The following is a 17,319-nucleotide window of genomic DNA, read 5'->3' on the forward strand; positions in this document are numbered from 1 at the left end:
ATGTCATGAATTTTTTGTATCGCTACGCCGCCCCTCAAAACTTTTATGCCCTGGCCGGACGCATGGTGCCTTGGGCTGCGTTTCTGGCGCTGCTGCTGTTTGTGGCGGGGGCGTATGTGGGCTTTTTCCTGGCTCCCACCGATTTTCAGCAAGGCGAGGGCTATCGCATTATTTTTCTGCATGTGCCCGTGTCATGGATGTCCATGCTGATTTATCTGGCCATGGGCTTCTGGTCCCTGATCTGCCTGGTTTTCAATAGTCGTACGGCCGCCATGATGGCTGCCGCGCTGGCTCCGACCGGCGCGATCTGTACGGTGCTGTCGCTGGTTACGGGCGCCTTGTGGGGCAAGCCCATGTGGGGCGCCTGGTGGGTCTGGGATGCCCGTCTGACGTCCGAATTGTTGCTGCTGTTTCTGTACATGGGGTTTATGGGCTTGCGCGGAGCGATTGACGATCCGCGCCGCGCGGACAAGGCCGCCTCCATCCTGGCCTTGGTCGGGGTGGTGAATGTGCCCGTTATCTATTTCTCGGTGCAGTGGTGGAACACCTTGCACCAGGGAGCATCGGTATCGCTGACCAGTTCGCCGTCCATGGCGACCGTCATGTTGACGGGCATGCTGCTGATGAGTCTGGCCATGTGGTGTTACTGCATTGCCATTGCACTGTACCGGGTGCGCAACTTGATTCTTGAACGTGAGGCGCATACCGCCTGGGTTCGCAACTTGCCGGAGGGCTGAGGATGCATTGGTCGAGTGTGAGCGATTTTTTCGCTATGGGCGGCTATGCCGTGTATGTCTGGGGTTCGGTGCTGGCCTGTGCCGTGCTGATCCTGGGCGAGGTGCTGGTTGCACGGGCAGGGCGGGCACGCGCCTGGCAGCGCGTGCGTGACGAGCGTGCTCTGGGAGAGCAAGGTCATGACTAAGCGACAGAATCGTCTGGTACTGATTTTGGGGGCTCTGGTGGTACTGGGCGCTGCGACGGCCCTGATCCTGAATGCCTTTCAAAGTAGTCTGGTGTTCTTCTTTACCCCTACCGAGGTCAGCCAGGGACAAAGCCCCGAGAACCGCACCTTCCGAGTCGGTGGCATTGTGCAGATGGACAGTATCCGTCGCGGTGGAGATCAAGGCATGGCCGTGAACTTTGTGGTCACCGATGGTGCGGCCCAGGTGCCCGTCAGCTACACCGGGATTTTGCCCGACCTGTTTCAAGAAGGGAAAGGCGTCGTGGCCCAAGGTCGCTTGAACGAACAGGGACATTTTGTGGCGGAAGAAGTGCTGGCCAAGCACGATGAGAACTACATGCCGCCGGAGGCCATGCACGCCATGGAGCAGGCCGAGCGTGCGAAACAAGGAGCTCAGCCATGATCCCGGAACTTGGGCACTTTGCCCTGATTCTTGCGTTTGTGCTGGCACTGGCCCAAGGCATTGTGTCCTTGTATGGGGCCTGGCGCGGCAATCTGGCCTGGATGGCCTTTGCCCGTCCAGCGGCCCGCTGGCAGTTTGGTCTGGTGGCCTTCAGCTTGCTGTGTCTGGCCTGGTCCTTTGCCAGTTTTGATTTCTCCGTGGCTTATGTGGCGCAGAATTCCAGCACCAAGCTGCCTTTGTTCTATCGCATTGCTGCGGTGTGGGGCGGGCATGAAGGCTCGCTGCTGCTGTGGATGTTCATGCAAACGGGCTGGGCCTTTGCCGTCAGCATTTATTCGCGCTCCTTGCCTGAGGCCATGCTGGCTCGTGTACTGGGTGTGCTGGGTCTGATCACGGCCGGTTTCTTGCTGTTTGTGCTGATCAGCTCCAACCCCTTCGAGCGCATGTTCCCGGTTCCGGCAGAAGGTCTGGATCTGAACACGCTCTTGCAGGATATTGGCCTGATTGTTCACCCGCCCTTGCTGTACATGGGGTATGTGGGTTTTTCGGTGGCCTTTGCCTTTGCAATTGCCGCTTTGCTGGCCGGGCGTCTGGATGCCAGCTGGGCGCGCTGGTCGCGTCCCTGGACGACAGCTGCCTGGCTGTTTCTGACCCTGGGTATCGCTGTAGGCAGCTGGTGGGCCTATTACGAGCTGGGTTGGGGCGGCTGGTGGTTCTGGGACCCGGTGGAGAACTCCTCCTTTGTGCCGTGGTTGGCGGGTACCGCCTTGATTCACTCTTTGGCGGTCACGGAAAAACGCGGCAGCTTCAAGAACTGGACGGTTCTGCTGGCAATCAGCACCTTCTCGCTGTCGATTCTGGGCGCCTTTCTGGTGCGCTCCGGTGTGTTGACATCCGTACATGCGTTTGCAACTGACCCGGCTCGCGGTGTGTTCATTTTGAGCCTGTTCGCCGTCATCGTTGGCAGCTCCCTGATCCTGTTTGCCTGGCGGGCGCCGCGTGTTGGCGCAGGTGGGCAGTTTGCCGTGGTATCGCGTGAATCCTTGCTGCTGGTCAACAACGTCCTGCTGGTCGTCGTGACGGGCACGGTTCTGTTGGGGACTTTGTACCCCCTGATTATGGATACGCTGGGTCTGGGCAAAATTTCCGTGGGGCCACCTTATTTCAACAAGGTGTTTGTGCCTTTGATGATCCCGGCGCTGGTCCTGATTGTGTTTGGTGTGCTGGCTAACTGGAAGCGGGCCAACTTGATGGACATCGTGCGCCAGTTGGCCTTGGTGATTGTGTTCAGCGTGGTGCTGGGCGCAGCCATTCCTTTGCTGTACGGCCAGTGGCAGGGTACCGCCGCTTTGGGCGCCGGCCTGGCCATGTGGATTGTGCTGGGCAGCTTGTTTGATGTGGTCAAGCGTGTGCGCGCCACGCGTTCAGGCGTGTTCTCTCAGCCGCGCAGCTGGCTGGGCCAGCATCTGGCTCATATCGGCGTGGCCGTCTTTGTGCTGGGGGTGACCATGGTCAGCCACTACGAGACAGAAACCGATGTCTTGTTGCAGCCTGGCCAGACGGCGCAGGTGGGCGCGTATGACGCGCGCTTTCAGGGCGTGCGTATTGTGCCCGGCCCGAACTACTCGGCCGAGCGTGGCACGGTGGAGCTGCTGCAGGACGGCAAAGTAGTGTCGACCTTGTACCCGGAAAAGCGTACCTATCTGTCCTCGGCTTTGCCCATGACGGAATCGGCGATCAACGCCAATGGCTTGCGCCATATTTACGTGGCGCTGGGCGATAACTTTGAGCAGGGTGGCTGGAGTGTGCGTCTGTACTACAAGCCCCTGGTGGACTTTATCTGGCTAGGCTGTTTGCTGATGGCCCTGGGCGGTGGACTGGCAATAAGTGATCGACGCTATCGCGCCAGGCAAACCCGTGCCGCTGTGCAGAGCAAAGCCATGAATACGCAGGTACAGGCATGAATCGTTTTACTGTTCCTCTGATTGGCTTTGTCCTGTTGCTGGTTTTTCTGGGCATCGGTCTGACGTTAAAGCCGAGCGAAGTGCCTTCACCGTTACTGGACAAACCTGCACCCTCTTTCAGTTTGCCTCAGTTGCACAATCCCGAAGTCAGCTTTTCGGGCGAGCAGATGAAGGGGCGTGTCTGGCTGCTGAATGTGTGGGCGTCCTGGTGCTATCCCTGTCTGACCGAACACCCCTTTATCAAAGAGCTGTCCACTGAGCACAAGGTGCCGGTGGTGGGGTTGAACTACAAGGACGTGCCTGAGGAAAGCCGCGAGTGGCTGCTGCGCAACGGCAATTCTTACGAAGTGTCCGTTATGGACAGGGATGGCCGCGTAGGCATTGATTTTGGCGTGTATGGCGTACCGGAGACCTTTGTCATCGACAAGCAGGGCATTGTGCGCTTCAAGCATATCGGCCCTGTCTCGCGTGAATCCATGGAGGAGACCTTTTTGCCCTTAATCCGTCGTTTGGAGCAAGAGCCATGATGATGCGTGTATGGATGGCCGCTTTCCTTGCCAGTATGTGGCTGCTGGTACCGACCGCTCAGGCGCAGTCTGACGCGCAGGGAGCTCAGGAGTCAGTGATGTTGGAAATTGCTGCTGAGCTGCGTTGTCTGGTGTGCCAGAACGAGTCTATTGCGGCTTCGCGTGCCGAGCTGGCTGTGGACTTGCGCCATCAGATCATGGAGCAGTTGGGGCAGGGCCGCAGCCCGGATCAAATCCGCTCGTATATGGTGGACCGCTACGGTGACTTCATCTTGTATCGCCCGCCCTTCAAGTCCACCACGGCACTGCTCTGGCTGGGACCAGCCCTGTTGTTACTGACTGGCTTTCTGGTTTATGCCTTTACCCTGCGCCGTCGACGCCGTGCGGGTGATGAAACGGCCCTGACGGATGAGCAACGCCGTCAAGCCGATGCCCTTTTGCAGGGTTCTTCTCGGGATGAACAATCGTGACTATTGTTTTTTATAGCGTAGCCGCGCTGCTGGTACTGCTGTGTGCGGCCTATCTGATGCTGAGCGTCAAACGCAAGCCAGCCTTGCAGCGTGTGGTTGAACACAAGCAGGCGAACCTGGCGATTTTGCGCGAGCAGTTGAAAGAAATTGAGCGGGACAAGCAGGCCGGTGTCTTGTCCGCTCAAGATTTCGAGCAGGCGCAGATGGATTTGCGTCAGCGCGTACTGGAAGAGAGCGAAGGGCTTAAAACGGAGACTGTTCAGCACACTGGCGCCCCCAGGCTGGCCTGGACCCTGATGATCAGCATCCCGATTGCTGCCATCGCCCTGTACTTTTATCTGGGTAACCCGGTGATGCTGGACCCTGCCGCCGTGCAGCAACAGGCTAACGCACAGCCCGTGGATATTGAGGCCATGGTGGCCCGTCTGGAACAGCGTCTGAAAGAAAACCCGGATGACCCGGGGGCCTGGTTGATGATGGCCCGCTCGCACCGTTACTACGGTCGTCATCAGCAAGCGGCAGAGGCCTATGCCAAAGCCATGCCGGTGGTGGACGGAGACCCGACGGCACTGGCTGAATATGCCGAGTCCATGTTGCTGGCTGGAATCGACACCCTGGATGGGTTGCCCGGCCGTTTGGTCAAACGTTCCCTGGATCTGTATCCGGAAGAGCCCTTGGGCCTGATGCTGGCGGGGGCTGCGGCTTTGCACAAGGAGCAGTATCCGGCCGCCATCGATTACTGGCAGCGTTTGCTGGCGCAGTTCCCGCCCGATTCGGAAACCGCCAAGGTCGTGAATCAGGGCTTGCAACTGGCGCGTGAGCGTATGCGTATGCCAGCGAACTCGGAACCGGAACCTGCCGCGGCTCCCTGATATGGAAATAGCGTCTCTGGATTTGGGCCTGATTGCCCTGATAACGGCGTTTCTGGCGGGCATGGCTTCGTTTTTGTCCCCCTGTGTCTTGCCTTTGGTTCCCGGCTACCTGTCCTATCTGGCCGGGGACGGCCAGGTATATACCCGGGTCAAGCGCAGCCAGTTACTGGGCCGCAGCGTGTGCTTTGTTGCCGGCTTTTCGCTGGTGTTCATTGCCTTGGGGGCCAGCCTGTCTTACCTGGGCCAGCTCTTGATGGCCTACCGCTATGAGTTGAATGTGGCGGCAGGCGTGATGGTGGCCTTAGCCGGTTTGAGTGTGATGGGTGTGCTGCGCATGCCCATGAGTCTGCAACGGTACTACCGTTTTGAGTCCGGTAAAGCGGCGGGCCCCGGTGGCGCAACGCTGATGGGGCTGGCATTTGGATTTGGCTGGACTCCCTGCATCGGCCCGATTCTGGCTGGCATTCTGATGATGGGGGCCAGTACCGCCAGCGCAGGCAAAGCCAGTATCCTGCTGTCTGTATATGCGTTGGGCCTGGGTGTTCCCTTCATTCTGGCCGCGTGCTTTTTGACGCCCTTTTTGCAGCGCATGACGCAAATTCGCACGATTGGACGCTATGTGCGTTGGGGTGCGGGTCTGGTGTTGATTGTGATGGGCTGGGCCATGGCAAGCGGTGAACTGGCCCGTTTTGCGATCTGGGTGCTCAAAACATTCCCGGTGTTAGGACAACTGGGCTAAGCCTTTGTCCGCCGGGAGTCCGTGCAGGGACTCCTCTGTGCTCAGGACGCAGTGCGGCGTCACTTTACGGCGGCATTGCCGCCATCCGCGAACAGGGCTGATCCGGCAACAAAACTGGACAAGGGGCTGGCCAGAAAGAGCGCAGCGGACGCAATTTCGTCTGCTTGGGCGATGCGCTTCAGGGCATGCAGCCCCGCTGCCCATTCCTTGGTGCTGGGGTCTCCGGCTATGTCTGTATCGGTGCCGCCAGGCAAGAGGGCATTCGCCCGGATGCCTTGAGCCGCATAGTCAGCCGTAATGCCTTTTACCAATCCCATGAGTGCGGCTTTTGAAGCCCCGTAGGCCGCCATGCCAGGAAGGCCCGCGCTGGTGCCGACAAAGCTGGAGGTGAAAATCAGTGAACCGCTGCCACGCGTGAGCATGGCCGGAATCTGGCTGCGGGCCCCTAGAAAGGCTGCGGTCAGATTGGTCTGGAGTGTGTGTTGCCATTCCTCAGGGCTTATCGCTACCAGAGGTTTGAGGGGGCCGATGATGCCGGCGTTATTGACGGCGATGTCCAAACCGCCGAATCGGTTCAGGGCGACTGCAACCAGCCGCTCATGGGTTTGGGCCTGAGTAATGTCGCCGACCACCAGCTCGACCTCTCCGCCATCGTGCCGGATGGTGCTGGCAAGTTCCTCAAGCAAGGCACCACGTCTTGCCGTCAGAACCAGTGCCGCCCCGTGGGCCGCAAACATCAGTGCCGTGGCGCGTCCGATACCCGACGATGCCCCCGTGACAATTGCCACTTTGCCATCCAGTAAAGCCATTTGTGAAACCTCCCACTGGGTTCATTGAGAGCTCACATCGTAATGATCCTGAGCTCGCGCGGAACTCCGTTTCTTGTTCTCGAATTCGGCAGGCTCAAGGCGTGAAGGAGACGGTTCGCATGACAGGCCTGGTGGCCGTGGCGTCGTGTTGTTTGGCAGGTATTGCAAGCGCGGGTATCTGTCCTGAGCGAGGGAGCCGCAGTTGCCGGGCAGTTGGCCCGTCCTCAGTCTTGTGCCTCGCGGCGCAGCAGCTCGCGTTTGCGTTCTACGCCCCAGCGATAGCCTGCCAGATCGCCGTCGCGTCGTACGACGCGGTGGCAGGGAATCGCGACCGCAAGGTGGTTGGAGGCGCAGGCCTGGGCCACGGCGCGTACTGCCTTGGGTGAGCCGATGCGATCAGCAATCTCGGTATAACTGGCCGTAGCGCCGGGTGGGATCTCGCACAGCGCACGCCAGACACGTTGCTGAAAGGCGGTGCCTTGCACATCCAGGGGCAAGTGCAAACCGATCGACGGGTTCTCGACAAAACCGACCACCCGGGCGATCAATTGCTCGAACTTAGCGTCGCAGCCAATCAGTTCGGCTTTGGGAAACTGGTCTTGCAGGTCGCGCAGCAATTGCTCGGGGTCCTCACCCAGCAAGATAGCGCAGATGCCGCGCTGGCTCTGAGCGACCAGGATGGCACCCAGCGAGCATTGGCCCACAGCAAAGCGGATGACGGCCCCGGCGCCGCCAGCCCGGTAGTCGCGCGCGCGCATGCCCAGCAATTGACCGGAGGCCTCGTAAAACCGGCTGTTGGAATTGAATCCACTGTCGTAGATCGCATCGGTAATGGAGGTGTTTGGGCTGCTCAGTTCTTTGCGCAGTCGGCGTGCCCGGGCGGCCGAGCTGTAGGCTTTGGGCGTCAGACCGGTTTCTGCCTTGAAGAGTCGATGAAAGTGAAAGGGGCTTTTGCCAACTTGCGCGGCCAGCTCTTCCAGTGACGGTGGGGTGTCCGAGGCCTCGATAAGACGGCAGGCGCGTGCGACAAGGGCCGCCCGCTCGGCGGCAGCGCTGCTCTGGTCTTTACTGGGATGACGGCTGCAACGGTAGCCGGCCGCCTCAGCCGCTTGGGCAGAATCGAAGAATTCAACGTTTTCACGTTTGGGCAGCCGACTGCCGGCACTTGGGGGACAGTACACGCCCGTTGTGCGCACGGCATAGACAAAATGGCCGTCGGCGGCGGCATCCCGCGCTTGTACGGCCGCCCAGCGCTGCTCGTCGGTTTCGTAAGCAAGGTCCGTCTTCATGGCAAAAGCCCTGTCAATGTTGATGACGACGCCAGAATACGCGGGTCTTTCATCGCCAGCACTCCGATTCTTGCGGTCAACGGCGGGTACCTCGGCCAAGGTGGCTGTTGTGATGCCAACCTTGCCAACAGGTGTTCTTGCTCCAGGCAGAGCACAAAGGCCGGTTGATACCGGCCTTTGTGGTGTGAATGCGTGGGCTGTGCGCCCGGCGCTGTGTGTCTACACCGGGCTGGGCGTGTAACCCGCTTCTTCAATCACTTTCAGGGCTTGTGCGCTATCCAGACCCTGCACGGTGACCTGATGTTTTTCCAGGTCCGTGCTGACCGTGGCTTGAGGCGCAACGGCCTGAATGGCCTCAGTGATGCTGCGTACACAGTGGCCGCAGGTCATGTCGGGAACAGAAAAGGTGGACATGGCTGACTCCTTGGATAAAAACAATGAAGCGAGCTTAAGGCTTGCCACAGGGGCAAGGTCAAGCCCTGTTTCCTAAAACAGGGCCGGTGCCATCAGACGGATCTGGTCAAGTTCCGGATTGCCCAGCCATTGAATTTGGCTGCTGTCCAAACCTAAGCCTGCTTCCTTGTTCTCCACGAACGCACCCTGGGTCAGGGTCTGCTTTTCCGTATCCATTAGAACGACATAGCTGGCACGGGGGCAGTCATGTGGTTTGCAGCCGGAAAAGACTTGATAGTCGCGTCCATCCAGAGAAACGGTTTGGCCTGGTGAGGCGGTGCCGAAGTCCTTGACCCAACTGGCATTGTTGGCCACGTCCTGCATCAGCTTTTGGTATTGCTGGGCGACGTGCGGATTGGACTTGGCCAGATCTGCCAGATAAACGGATTCCGGGGACTGTGCATGGCTCAGAAAGGGAAGGAGCAGGGCGCTGCCCAGGACCAGGCGGCACAGGGAATGGGAAATACGCATGGGATCTCCAAGAATGAGGCGAGCGCCCAGTTTAGCAGCCGACCAGCGGCGATACTGTTAACAAAATCAAGGAAAACGTGCATAAACGACGGTGTCCGCAGTCGTTATAGTGCTTATCCGTCCCTGCGATTGGCACAGGTTCGTGTTTCCTGTCGCATGAGCAGGATTTCGAGGAGGTGTAGGTAAAAACCACAGCTTGCCAGCAAAATTGTTTCATAACTAAACTATTTATAAATGAACGGTTGGCATGGTTGCATTTGTGGTTCGATCTGCTGTGCATCTTAGATAAAGACAGCCTATAAGCGCGGTGGCGCAAGGAGATAACATGAAAGGTATTGCATTGACCGTGGCCTTGGCTGCGGCTTTTGGCGGTTCTTTGGCTCAGGCCGAAACCATCAAAGTGGGGATGGCAATGGACACCTCGGGTCCGTTTGCTGCCGTGGGGGGCGAGGTTCGTGACGGTTTCAATCTGGCCATCAAGCAACTGGACGGCAAGCTGGGCGGCTTTCCGGCCGAGTTCATCCAGCAGGATATGGCCGGTAATCCCGACCAGGCCCGCCAGTTGGTCAATCGTTTCGTGCAGCGTGACAAGATCGACTTCTTTACCGGGCCTGTCGGCTCCAACGTGGCGCTGGCTGTCGCTCCTGCTCTGTTCTCGGCCAAGGTGCCTTACCTGACCAGCAATCCAGGCCCCAGCCAACTGGCCGGCGCAGGCTGCAATCCTTATTTCTTTGGGGTGTCCTATCAGAACGATGCGTTTGACGAGGCGGCCGGCAAAGTGGCGGCAGACCGCAACTACGAGAAGATGTTCATCATTGCTCCTGACTATCCAGCCGGCAAGGATCATCTGAACGGTTTCAAACGTGGGTATGGCAAACCGGTCAGCGATGAGCTCTACACCAAGCTCGGTCAGATCGACTACTCGGCAGAGCTGGCCCAGATTCGTGCCGCCAAGCCTCAGGCTGTGTTTTTCTTTCTGCCCGGCGCCATGGGCATCAACTTCATCAAACAGTTTGTGGCGGCTGGCCTGAACAAAGATGTGGTCTTGCTGGGCCCGGCTTTCTCGGGTGACGAGGACATCATCCCCGCCGTGGGCGAGCCGATTTTGGGCATGCTCAATACCGCGCAGTGGTCGCCTGATCTGGACGTTCCGGCCAACAAGACCTTTGTGGAGGAGTTTCGCAAAGCCTACGACGGTCGTTACCCCTCAGTGTATGCCGCGCAGGCCTATGACGTGATTCTGGCGATCGATGCCGCAGTCAAGCAAGTGGACGGCAAAGTCTCGGACCGTGAGGCGGTGCTCAAGGCATTGAAAGCGGCCGACTACAACTCGGTGCGTGGCCCCTTTACCTACGGCAACAACAACTTCCCTATCCAGGCTTATTACCTGCGTGAAGTGGTCAAGGACCAGGATGGACGTCTGGTCAACCGTATGGTCAGCAAGGTGTTTGACTCCTACCAGGACGTCTACGCCAAAGATTGCAAACTTAATTAAGATTCACAGGTGGTAAAAGCATGTCGCTCATTCTGATTAGCGAGCAATTGCTGAATGGTTTGCAGTTTGGTTTGATGTTGTTTCTGATTGCCGCGGGCCTGACATTGGTCTTTGGCATTATGGATATCATGAACCTGGCCCACGGCTCCCTCTATATGGCGGGAGCCTATGTGGCCGCGGAAACCATGCAGCGTACAGGGTCTTTTACCGCCGCCATTGTGGTGGCGGTGGCAGTGACAGCCCTGGTCGGTATTGCCCTGGAAATTCTCATTCTGCGCAAGCTGGTCACTCGTGACCACCTGGCTCAGGTACTGGGAACCTACGCCGTTATTTTGATCGCCAACGATGTGGTCAAAATGATTTGGGGGCCAACCCCCGTAATGTTGAATATGCCCGCCTTGTTGTCCGGGCCGGTAGAACTCTTGCCTGATTTCCTCTATCCCGCCTTCCGTCTGATGATTATTGCGGTTGGTCTGGTGATGGCGCTGGCCTTGTATGCCTTCGTGACCAAAACACGAGCCGGTGTGCTGGTGCGGGCAGGCGCCTCCAACCGGCAGATGGCCACCCTGATGGGTGTGCGGGTGCCTATTTTGTTCCTGGGCGTGTTCACGCTGGGCGCCGCCTTGGCTGCGCTGGCCGGTGCGCTGCTCGGCCCGATTACCGCGGTTCAGATCGGTATGGGCGAGGATATTCTGATCCTGGTTCTGGTCTGTATCGTGATCGGTGGGATCGGCTCGATTCGCGGCGCTTTTGTGGGCGCTCTGCTGGTGGGGATGGTCGATACTGCTGGCCGTGCGTTCCTGCCCATGTTGCTGCGTAATATCTTCCCGGCTGACGTCGCTTCCAGCGTCGGGCCTACGATTGCTGCCATTTCGATTTACGTTCTGATGGCGGTGGTTCTTGTTTTCCGTCCTTCGGGCCTGTTCCCGGCGCGAGGTTAATGTATGTCTACTTCGCGTATTTTGTCGGCCCTGGTGCTGCTGGCTTTGCTGGCCTTTCCCTTGATTGCACCGATGTATGGGCTTGAGTTCTACATTTCGTTTGTTCGCCGCATTTTTATCTATGCCCTGGCGGCCAGTGCCTTGAATTTGGTGCTGGGCTATGGCGGGATGGTGGCGCTGGGTCATGCCGCCTTTTTTGGGGCAGGGGCCTACACCGTCGGTATTCTGGCCACAGAAGGTGTGCAAAGCGGCCTGGTCGCCTGGCCTGCTGCCATGCTGATCTCCGGTCTGCTTGCGTTCCTGACGGGGGCGGTGTCGCTGCGTACCCGTGGTGTGTACTTCATCATGATTACCCTGGCCTTTGCCCAGATGATCTTTTATATGTTCATCTCCTTGCGCCAGTACGGGGGTGAGGACGGCCTGAATATGTATAGCCCCTCGTCGCTGCCCGGAATCGATCTGAGCAATGACCTGAGCTTTTACTACCTGGTTCTGGCTATCCTGCTTGTGGTTCTGTTCCTGTTCAACCGTCTGGTCAATGCCCGTTTCGGACAGGCCTTGATGGGCACCCGTGAAAACGAAAGTCGCATGACGACCCTGGGTTACCCGGTCTATCGCATCCGTTTGACGGCGTATACCCTGAGTGGCGCCATCATGGGCCTGGCCGGCGCCTTGCTGGCGAACCACAACCTGTTTGTCTCGCCCAGCCTGATGAACTGGACCCAGTCGGCCGACCTGATCATCATGGTGCTGGTCGGGGGGATTGGACTGTTGTATGGCGGTGCGCTGGGGGCGTTCGTGATGTTGGTGCTGGAAGAAATCCTGCGCAACTGGACGGAGTACTGGCATATGCCGCTGGGTATTTTGTTGCTGCTGGTGGTGTTTTTCGCACCCAAAGGACTGGCCGGACTGGTACGTGTCCGTTCGGCTGCTGATCCGGCAACGGCCGCCAAGGAGCAAGCATGACGAACACGATAGCCGCCGCCAAGGCGGGCAGCGGCACAGCCGCTTTGCAAGCCCGTGGTCTGATGAAGCGCTTTGGTGCTTTGCAGGCTACCAATGATGTTTCCCTGGATCTGGTTCCCGGTGAAATCCATGGTCTGATCGGCCCGAATGGGGCCGGTAAATCGACCCTGATTCACTTGTTGTCGGGTACCCTGAGCCCGGACTCGGGGCAACTCTTGCTGGGAGGGCGCGATGTGACGGCCCTGTCCGGTCACCAGCGCGTTGCCGCTGGGCTGGCACGGTCCTTCCAGATCACGAATATCTTCAAGAACTACACGGTACTGGATAACTTGGTACTGGCCCTGCAGGCCTGTAGTGGCAGCAGTTTCCGCTTCTGGCGTGCGCGGCAGACGGAAACCGAGCTGTATGAACAAGCCCGTGCCCTGGCTGCCGAATGCGCCATTGATGCCTCGCTGCTGCATACCCAGGCCGGTGTTTTGCCGCATGGCGAGCAGCGCAAGGTGGAGTTTGCCCTGGCCTTGGCCAGCCGGCCGCAAGTCCTGTTGCTCGATGAGCCTATGGCAGGCATGGGGCCGGACGAAACGCTGCGCTTGACCGAGCTGATCGAGACCATGCGCGGCAAGGCCACCATGTTGCTGGTCGAGCACGATATGGAGGCGGTGTTCCGCCTGGCTGACCGGATCTCCGTGCTGGTGGCTGGCCACATTATTGCGACTGGTACTGCGGCCGAGATCCGCGACAACGAGGCGGTGCGCCAAGCTTATCTGGGCGACGATGACACGCCAGCTCCAACCAAGGTGGAAAGCCATGCTTGAAACGACTCAATTACAAAGTGGCTATGGCGCCAGTCAGGTGCTGTTTGGGGTGGATCTGTCCATTCGCAGCGGTCAGGTAGTGACAGTGCTGGGTCGCAATGGCATGGGCAAGACCACCTTGCTGAAAACCATTCTGGGCCAGTTGCCCGTGCGCGGCGGCGATGTGAAGTTCGACGGCCAGTCCATTGCAGGCTGGAATCCGGACCGTATCGCCCGGGCCGGTATCGCCATTGTGCCTGAAGGGCGTCAATGCTTTCCCAACCTGACGGTGGCCGAGCACCTGACGGCCTTTGCCTGCAATCGCAACCCCAAGGCGCACAAAACCTGGACGCCTGAACGTGTCTATGATTTTTTCCCGCGTCTGCGGGAGCGTGCGTCCAATATGGGCAATCAGCTCTCGGGTGGTGAGCAACAAATGCTGGCCATTGGCCGTGCCTTGGTCACCAACCCCAAGCTGCTGATTCTGGATGAAGCATCCGAAGGTCTGGCGCCCAAGGTACGTGAGGAAATCTGGAACTGTCTGGCCGTGTTGCGTGAAGAAGGGCAGACCATCTTGCTGATCGACAAATATGTCGAGCGCCTGATGGCCTTGTCGGATCACCACATTATTCTGGAACGGGGCAAATTGGTCTGGCAGGGAAATTCTGAGGCACTGGGAGCGGACCGCACGTTGTGGACACGCTATCTGGGCGTGTAAAAAACATAATTTGCAATAATTGTCCTCAAACCGCCTGGTCGTGCACAGGCGGTTTTTTTGTCTCAGACTTTGAAGTTTCATAGGAGCGGCTTGTCAGGCAGGGGGACTTTTCACCGAAAGTTCCCTAACGATCTGAAGAAAGATTCTTTCCTTGCGATGTATCAATGTGTAATGAAATGGCATTCCTTACGATGTCCATAAGGCCAGCAGGGTTATGCGTCCTACCCGGACTCCTTACTGGCAGGAAGCTCTGTCATCCCATAAGGAAGTTGTTATGAAATTACGCCTGTTCACTCTCTCTGCTCTGGCTGCCGGTTTGTTGCTGGGCACTGCCGCGCAGGCCCAGGAAAATGAACCTGTACAGCCCATCCCTGCCGCCGTTGTCACGGACCCTGCATGGGTGGAGCTGGGTAAAAAGCTGTGGTTTGAGCCCCGTTTGTCACGCTCGGGTTTTATCTCCTGTAATTCCTGCCACAACCTGAGCATGGGGGGCACGGACAATATCCGCACCTCTATTGGGGATCGCTGGCAGGAAGGCCCGATCAACTCACCGACCGTCCTTAACTCCAGCCTGAACCTGGCCCAGTTCTGGGATGGTCGAGCCAGCGATCTGAAAGAGCAGGCCGGCGGCCCCATTGCCAACCCGAAGGAAATGGCATTTACACATGAACTGGCCATGGAGTTTCTGAGCTCGATCCCCGAGTACAAGGCCGAGTTCAAGCAGGTATTTGGCAAGGACGATTTCGGTATTGATGAAGTCACCTCGGCGATTGCGGCGTTTGAAGAAACCCTGGTGACCCCGGACTCCCGCTTTGACTTGTGGTTAAAGGGTGACAAAAAAGCCATTACAGATCAGGAACTGGCCGGTTATCAACTGTTCAAAGGCAGTGGCTGCGTGGCTTGTCACAATGGTCCCAACCTGGGCGGCACCTCTTTCCAGAAAATGGGCCTGGTCGAACCCTACCAGACCACGAACCCTGCAGAAGGTCGTGCAGCTGTAACGGGCAAGGATGCCGACCGTTTCAATTTCAAGGTGCCCACGTTGCGTAACGTGGAGTTGACCTACCCCTACTTCCATGACGGCGCGGTCAATACTCTGACCGAAGCGGTCGACACCATGGGCCGGCTGCAGCTGGGACGCAGTTTCACTGCGGAAGAAAATGCCCAGATCGTGGCGTTCCTGAAAACGCTGACGGGCAAGCAGCCTGAAATCACGTTGCCTATTTTGCCCCCATCGCGTGACAACACACCCCGTCCGGTGCCATTTGGTTCCTGATAGGGAGCTGTTCCGCGGCGGCCGCTAGTGATCCGGCGCCGCCTGTACGACTAACCCAGGACTTGGAAGCAGTTTTCCAAGCCTGGGTTTTTGCTGTTGGGCGCGGATTGAGGGACCGGTTCTGCCCTCCGTCCACCAATCCCCTGTTGCTATTGTTGATGCTCACTCAGTCAGGTCAAAAAAATAGTACCATTTAGATACTATTTAAATGACTGGAACCATCATGAGTCGCATTGTCCTGTTTGAGAACATTCATCCTAGCGCCCGTGAAGTTTTTGAGGCGGCGGGCTTGACCGACATTCAGACCTACAAGGGAGCCTTGTCGGGTCAAGAGCTGCTGGAGGCTGTCAAAGGCGCAGAAGTTGTGGGCATCCGTTCCCGCAGTCAGTTTGACCGCCGGGTGCTGGAACAGGCAGACCAGCTCAAAGTGCTGGGCTGCTTTTGTATCGGGACCAACCAGGTGGACCTGGAGCAGGCTCAAAACCGCGGTGTCCCGGTCTTTAATGCGCCGTTCTCCAATACGCGCTCGGTTGCCGAGCTGGTGCTGGGTGAGGCCATCTTGTTGCTGCGTCGTATCCCCGAGAAAAACCTGCGTGTGCATCAGGGCTTTTGGGACAAAAGCGCCGATGGTGCCTTCGAGATTCGCGGCAAGACGCTGGGTGTGATTGGTTACGGCAATATCGGCTCTCAAGTCGGCACCTTGGCAGAGGCCTTGGGTATGCGCGTGCTCTATCATGATGTCGAATCCAAGCTTCCTCTGAGCAATGCGCGTGTTTACGGCAGCTTGAAACAGATGCTGGCTGAATCTGATGTAGTGACCTTGCACGTTCCCGGTGGCCAGGGAACGCAGAACATCATGAATGCCGAGACCATCGCGGCCATGAAGCCGGGTTCCATTCTGATCAACGCCTCGCGCGGTACGGTCGTGGACATTGATGCCTTGCATCAGGCGCTGGTCAGTGGCCATCTGGCAGGGGCGGCGCTGGACGTTTTTCCAGTCGAGCCGAAAAGCGTGGACGAGCCCTTGAAGAGCCCGTTGATCGGTATGCCCAATGTTATTTTGACACCGCATATCGGCGGTAGCACGCAGGAGTCGCAAGAGAATATCGGCCGTGAAGTGGCGGAAAAGCTGGTCAGTTATCTGCGCAGTGGTGCGACCAAGGGGGCCGTGAATTTTCCGGAGGTGTCGTACTACGACATCCAGGGGGCGGTTCGTTTGCTGCATGTCCATCGCAACGTGCCGGGGGCGATGGGCAGCCTGAACAATATTCTGGCTCAGCACGGCATTAACATCACTCGTCAGCAACTGCAAACGCAGGGCGAGTTGGGTTATGCCATGACAGACCTGGATCGTGTGCCTGATCAGGAGGTGCTCGATGCAATCCGCGCGCATCCCGGCACGGTTCGTAGCGATTTGATTTTCCCGGCGTAAGACGAGCCCTTAGATCGTGAAAATGGCCCCGGATTCCAAGGAATCCGGGGCCATTTGCCACCTGCTGCGCTGCCACCTGCTGCGCTGCCACCTGCTGCGCTGCCACCTGCTGCGCTGCCACCTGCTGCGCTGCCACCTGCTGCGCTGCCACCTGCTGCGCTGCCACCTGCTGCGCTGCCACCTGCTGCGCTGCCACCTGCTGCGCTGCCACCTGCTGCGCTGCCACCTGCTGCGCTGCCACCTGCTGCGCTGCCACCTGCTGACTAGCGCTCTCCTGTGTGCCCGCTCAGGCGGAGTGTAGGGACCGGGTTGGCCAGGCGATGGTCTGTTCGGGGCTGCTGCCCGGAACAATAATGTCACGCAGGGTGTAATTGTCCAGATAGCTCAGGAACTGGACCAGGGCCTGCTTGAGAATGCTGCTGAGATTGCAGCGCCCACTCAGAATGCAATGGGTGCCGCTGCCCAGGCATTCCACCACGGCAAGATCTGTTTCGGTGTAACGGACCAGCTCGCCCAGATTGATGTCCTCGGCAGGGCGTGCCAAGCGCATCCCACCATTTTTTCCTCGCTGCGTCTGAATCCAGCCGCCCTTGGCAAGCAGATGGGTTACTTTCATCAGGTGGGCCTGGGAAATCTGGTGGTACTGGGCAATTTCCGCGATGGTGCAGAGCCTGTCTTCATTCTGGCCCAGATACATCAATTGACGCAGGGCATAATCGGTAAGATTGGTCAGACGCAT

General features: G+C 58.3%; 21 protein-coding genes. 16 read left to right on the forward strand and 5 right to left on the reverse strand.

The genetic code is table 11. The features are described from left to right. Window positions 1-5 precede the first annotated feature (5 nt). The 8 genes from ccmC to ACOZ42_RS02745 are packed head-to-tail and all read left to right on the forward strand — an operon-like array spanning window position 6 to window position 5,936. The gene (gene ccmC / locus ACOZ42_RS02710; protein WP_003803793.1) at window positions 6-737 is read left to right on the forward strand and encodes a heme ABC transporter permease CcmC; all 732 of its coding nucleotides are present in this window, start codon (window positions 6-8) and stop codon (window positions 735-737) included. Window positions 738-754: 17 nt separating this feature from the next. Continuing rightward, on the forward strand, window positions 755-922 hold the full coding sequence (gene ccmD / locus ACOZ42_RS02715; RefSeq protein ID WP_230406251.1) for a heme exporter protein CcmD: 168 nt from the start codon (window positions 755-757) through the stop codon (window positions 920-922). Beyond that, window positions 915-1,364, forward strand: coding sequence for a cytochrome c maturation protein CcmE (gene ccmE, locus ACOZ42_RS02720; RefSeq protein WP_003803788.1), 450 nt, complete (start codon window positions 915-917; stop codon window positions 1,362-1,364). Before ccmD ends, ccmE begins: the two co-directional genes overlap by 8 nt. After that, window positions 1,361-3,328: a heme lyase CcmF/NrfE family subunit gene (locus tag ACOZ42_RS02725; protein WP_003803787.1), complete on the forward strand. Its 1,968-nt coding sequence runs from the start codon at window positions 1,361-1,363 to the stop codon at window positions 3,326-3,328. The genes ccmE and ACOZ42_RS02725 overlap by 4 nt, the downstream gene beginning before the upstream one ends. After that, a complete protein-coding gene (locus ACOZ42_RS02730; protein WP_426345524.1) occupies window positions 3,325-3,855 on the forward strand; it encodes a DsbE family thiol:disulfide interchange protein in 531 nt (176 codons plus the stop codon). The genes ACOZ42_RS02725 and ACOZ42_RS02730 overlap by 4 nt, the downstream gene beginning before the upstream one ends. Then, window positions 3,852-4,325, forward strand: coding sequence for a cytochrome c-type biogenesis protein (locus tag ACOZ42_RS02735; RefSeq protein ID WP_003803785.1), 474 nt, complete (start codon window positions 3,852-3,854; stop codon window positions 4,323-4,325). The genes ACOZ42_RS02730 and ACOZ42_RS02735 overlap by 4 nt, the downstream gene beginning before the upstream one ends. After that, window positions 4,322-5,197 (forward strand): c-type cytochrome biogenesis protein CcmI, encoded by an 876-nt coding sequence (ccmI, locus tag ACOZ42_RS02740; RefSeq protein WP_003803784.1) that lies wholly within the window; start codon window positions 4,322-4,324, stop codon window positions 5,195-5,197. The genes ACOZ42_RS02735 and ccmI overlap by 4 nt, the downstream gene beginning before the upstream one ends. 1 nt (window position 5,198) lies before the next feature. Continuing rightward, on the forward strand, window positions 5,199-5,936 hold the full coding sequence (locus ACOZ42_RS02745) for a cytochrome c biogenesis CcdA family protein (RefSeq protein ID WP_426345525.1): 738 nt from the start codon (window positions 5,199-5,201) through the stop codon (window positions 5,934-5,936). A 59-nt stretch (window positions 5,937-5,995) separates the two neighbouring features. Here the strand turns inward: ACOZ42_RS02745 and ACOZ42_RS02750 are convergent, their stop codons facing one another. From ACOZ42_RS02750 to ACOZ42_RS02765, 4 genes are all read right to left on the reverse strand, one after another. After that, a complete protein-coding gene (locus ACOZ42_RS02750) occupies window positions 5,996-6,745 on the reverse strand; it encodes an SDR family oxidoreductase (protein WP_131071289.1) in 750 nt (249 codons plus the stop codon). Window positions 6,746-6,969: 224 nt separating this feature from the next. Further along, on the reverse strand, window positions 6,970-8,034 hold the full coding sequence (ada, locus tag ACOZ42_RS02755) for a bifunctional DNA-binding transcriptional regulator/O6-methylguanine-DNA methyltransferase Ada (RefSeq protein WP_426345526.1): 1,065 nt from the start codon (window positions 8,032-8,034) through the stop codon (window positions 6,970-6,972). 219 nt (window positions 8,035-8,253) lie between these two features. Continuing rightward, on the reverse strand, window positions 8,254-8,448 hold the full coding sequence (locus ACOZ42_RS02760; protein WP_003803780.1) for a heavy-metal-associated domain-containing protein: 195 nt from the start codon (window positions 8,446-8,448) through the stop codon (window positions 8,254-8,256). 72 nt (window positions 8,449-8,520) lie between these two features. Further along, entirely contained in the window at window positions 8,521-8,958 is a 438-nt protein-coding gene (locus ACOZ42_RS02765; RefSeq protein WP_003803779.1) for an Ivy family c-type lysozyme inhibitor, read from the reverse strand. A 325-nt stretch (window positions 8,959-9,283) separates the two neighbouring features. Between ACOZ42_RS02765 and ACOZ42_RS02770 the strand changes: the two genes are divergently transcribed. From ACOZ42_RS02770 to ACOZ42_RS02805, 8 genes are all read left to right on the forward strand, one after another. After that, complete coding sequence (locus ACOZ42_RS02770; protein ID WP_003803778.1) at window positions 9,284-10,453, forward strand: ABC transporter substrate-binding protein; 1,170 nt, start codon at window positions 9,284-9,286, stop codon at window positions 10,451-10,453. 20 nt (window positions 10,454-10,473) lie between these two features. Continuing rightward, window positions 10,474-11,394 (forward strand): branched-chain amino acid ABC transporter permease, encoded by a 921-nt coding sequence (locus ACOZ42_RS02775; RefSeq protein ID WP_003803777.1) that lies wholly within the window; start codon window positions 10,474-10,476, stop codon window positions 11,392-11,394. A 3-nt stretch (window positions 11,395-11,397) separates the two neighbouring features. Continuing rightward, entirely contained in the window at window positions 11,398-12,360 is a 963-nt protein-coding gene (locus ACOZ42_RS02780) for a branched-chain amino acid ABC transporter permease (protein ID WP_003803776.1), read from the forward strand. Then, on the forward strand, window positions 12,357-13,175 hold the full coding sequence (locus ACOZ42_RS02785) for an ABC transporter ATP-binding protein (protein ID WP_003803775.1): 819 nt from the start codon (window positions 12,357-12,359) through the stop codon (window positions 13,173-13,175). Before ACOZ42_RS02780 ends, ACOZ42_RS02785 begins: the two co-directional genes overlap by 4 nt. Next, on the forward strand, window positions 13,168-13,872 hold the full coding sequence (locus ACOZ42_RS02790) for an ABC transporter ATP-binding protein (protein WP_059318648.1): 705 nt from the start codon (window positions 13,168-13,170) through the stop codon (window positions 13,870-13,872). The genes ACOZ42_RS02785 and ACOZ42_RS02790 overlap by 8 nt, the downstream gene beginning before the upstream one ends. Before the next feature lie 274 nt (window positions 13,873-14,146). Further along, on the forward strand, window positions 14,147-15,148 hold the full coding sequence (locus ACOZ42_RS02795) for a cytochrome-c peroxidase (protein ID WP_426345527.1): 1,002 nt from the start codon (window positions 14,147-14,149) through the stop codon (window positions 15,146-15,148). A 223-nt stretch (window positions 15,149-15,371) separates the two neighbouring features. Further along, window positions 15,372-16,580, forward strand: coding sequence for a phosphoglycerate dehydrogenase (gene serA, locus ACOZ42_RS02800; RefSeq protein WP_131071291.1), 1,209 nt, complete (start codon window positions 15,372-15,374; stop codon window positions 16,578-16,580). Window positions 16,581-16,602: 22 nt separating this feature from the next. Then, on the forward strand, window positions 16,603-16,881 hold the full coding sequence (locus ACOZ42_RS02805) for a hypothetical protein (protein ID WP_426345528.1): 279 nt from the start codon (window positions 16,603-16,605) through the stop codon (window positions 16,879-16,881). Here the strand turns inward: ACOZ42_RS02805 and ACOZ42_RS02810 are convergent. Further along, window positions 16,867-17,319, reverse strand: coding sequence for an RrF2 family transcriptional regulator (locus tag ACOZ42_RS02810; RefSeq protein WP_003803771.1), 453 nt, complete (start codon window positions 17,317-17,319; stop codon window positions 16,867-16,869). The two genes, ACOZ42_RS02805 and ACOZ42_RS02810, sit on opposite strands and share 15 nt — an antisense overlap.

The organism is Alcaligenes sp. HNGD-HTN06 (assembly GCF_049932565.1).
Taxonomy (GTDB): Bacteria; Pseudomonadota; Gammaproteobacteria; order Burkholderiales; family Burkholderiaceae_B; genus Alcaligenes; species Alcaligenes ammonioxydans.

Bases quoted from the DNA above. Each gene is read 5' to 3' on its own strand.
- ccmC (WP_003803793.1), top strand. From the start codon at position 6: ATGAATTTTTTGTATCGCTACGCCGCCCCTCAAAACTTTTATGCCCTG.
- ccmE (WP_003803788.1), top strand. From the start codon at position 915: ATGACTAAGCGACAGAATCGTCTGGTACTGATTTTGGGGGCTCTGGTG.
- ACOZ42_RS02725 (WP_003803787.1), top strand. From the start codon at position 1,361: ATGATCCCGGAACTTGGGCACTTTGCCCTGATTCTTGCGTTTGTGCTG.
- ACOZ42_RS02730 (WP_426345524.1), top strand. From the start codon at position 3,325: ATGAATCGTTTTACTGTTCCTCTGATTGGCTTTGTCCTGTTGCTGGTT.
- ACOZ42_RS02735 (WP_003803785.1), top strand. From the start codon at position 3,852: ATGATGATGCGTGTATGGATGGCCGCTTTCCTTGCCAGTATGTGGCTG.
- ACOZ42_RS02745 (WP_426345525.1), top strand. From the start codon at position 5,199: ATGGAAATAGCGTCTCTGGATTTGGGCCTGATTGCCCTGATAACGGCG.
- ACOZ42_RS02750 (WP_131071289.1), bottom strand. From the start codon at position 6,745: ATGGCTTTACTGGATGGCAAAGTGGCAATTGTCACGGGGGCATCGTCG.
- ada (WP_426345526.1), bottom strand. From the start codon at position 8,034: ATGAAGACGGACCTTGCTTACGAAACCGACGAGCAGCGCTGGGCGGCC.
- ACOZ42_RS02760 (WP_003803780.1), bottom strand. From the start codon at position 8,448: ATGTCCACCTTTTCTGTTCCCGACATGACCTGCGGCCACTGTGTACGC.
- ACOZ42_RS02765 (WP_003803779.1), bottom strand. From the start codon at position 8,958: ATGCGTATTTCCCATTCCCTGTGCCGCCTGGTCCTGGGCAGCGCCCTG.
- ACOZ42_RS02770 (WP_003803778.1), top strand. From the start codon at position 9,284: ATGAAAGGTATTGCATTGACCGTGGCCTTGGCTGCGGCTTTTGGCGGT.
- ACOZ42_RS02775 (WP_003803777.1), top strand. From the start codon at position 10,474: ATGTCGCTCATTCTGATTAGCGAGCAATTGCTGAATGGTTTGCAGTTT.
- ACOZ42_RS02780 (WP_003803776.1), top strand. From the start codon at position 11,398: ATGTCTACTTCGCGTATTTTGTCGGCCCTGGTGCTGCTGGCTTTGCTG.
- ACOZ42_RS02785 (WP_003803775.1), top strand. From the start codon at position 12,357: ATGACGAACACGATAGCCGCCGCCAAGGCGGGCAGCGGCACAGCCGCT.
- ACOZ42_RS02790 (WP_059318648.1), top strand. From the start codon at position 13,168: ATGCTTGAAACGACTCAATTACAAAGTGGCTATGGCGCCAGTCAGGTG.
- ACOZ42_RS02795 (WP_426345527.1), top strand. From the start codon at position 14,147: ATGAAATTACGCCTGTTCACTCTCTCTGCTCTGGCTGCCGGTTTGTTG.
- serA (WP_131071291.1), top strand. From the start codon at position 15,372: ATGAGTCGCATTGTCCTGTTTGAGAACATTCATCCTAGCGCCCGTGAA.
- ACOZ42_RS02805 (WP_426345528.1), top strand. From the start codon at position 16,603: ATGGCCCCGGATTCCAAGGAATCCGGGGCCATTTGCCACCTGCTGCGC.
- ACOZ42_RS02810 (WP_003803771.1), bottom strand. From the start codon at position 17,319: ATGCGTCTGACCAATCTTACCGATTATGCCCTGCGTCAATTGATGTAT.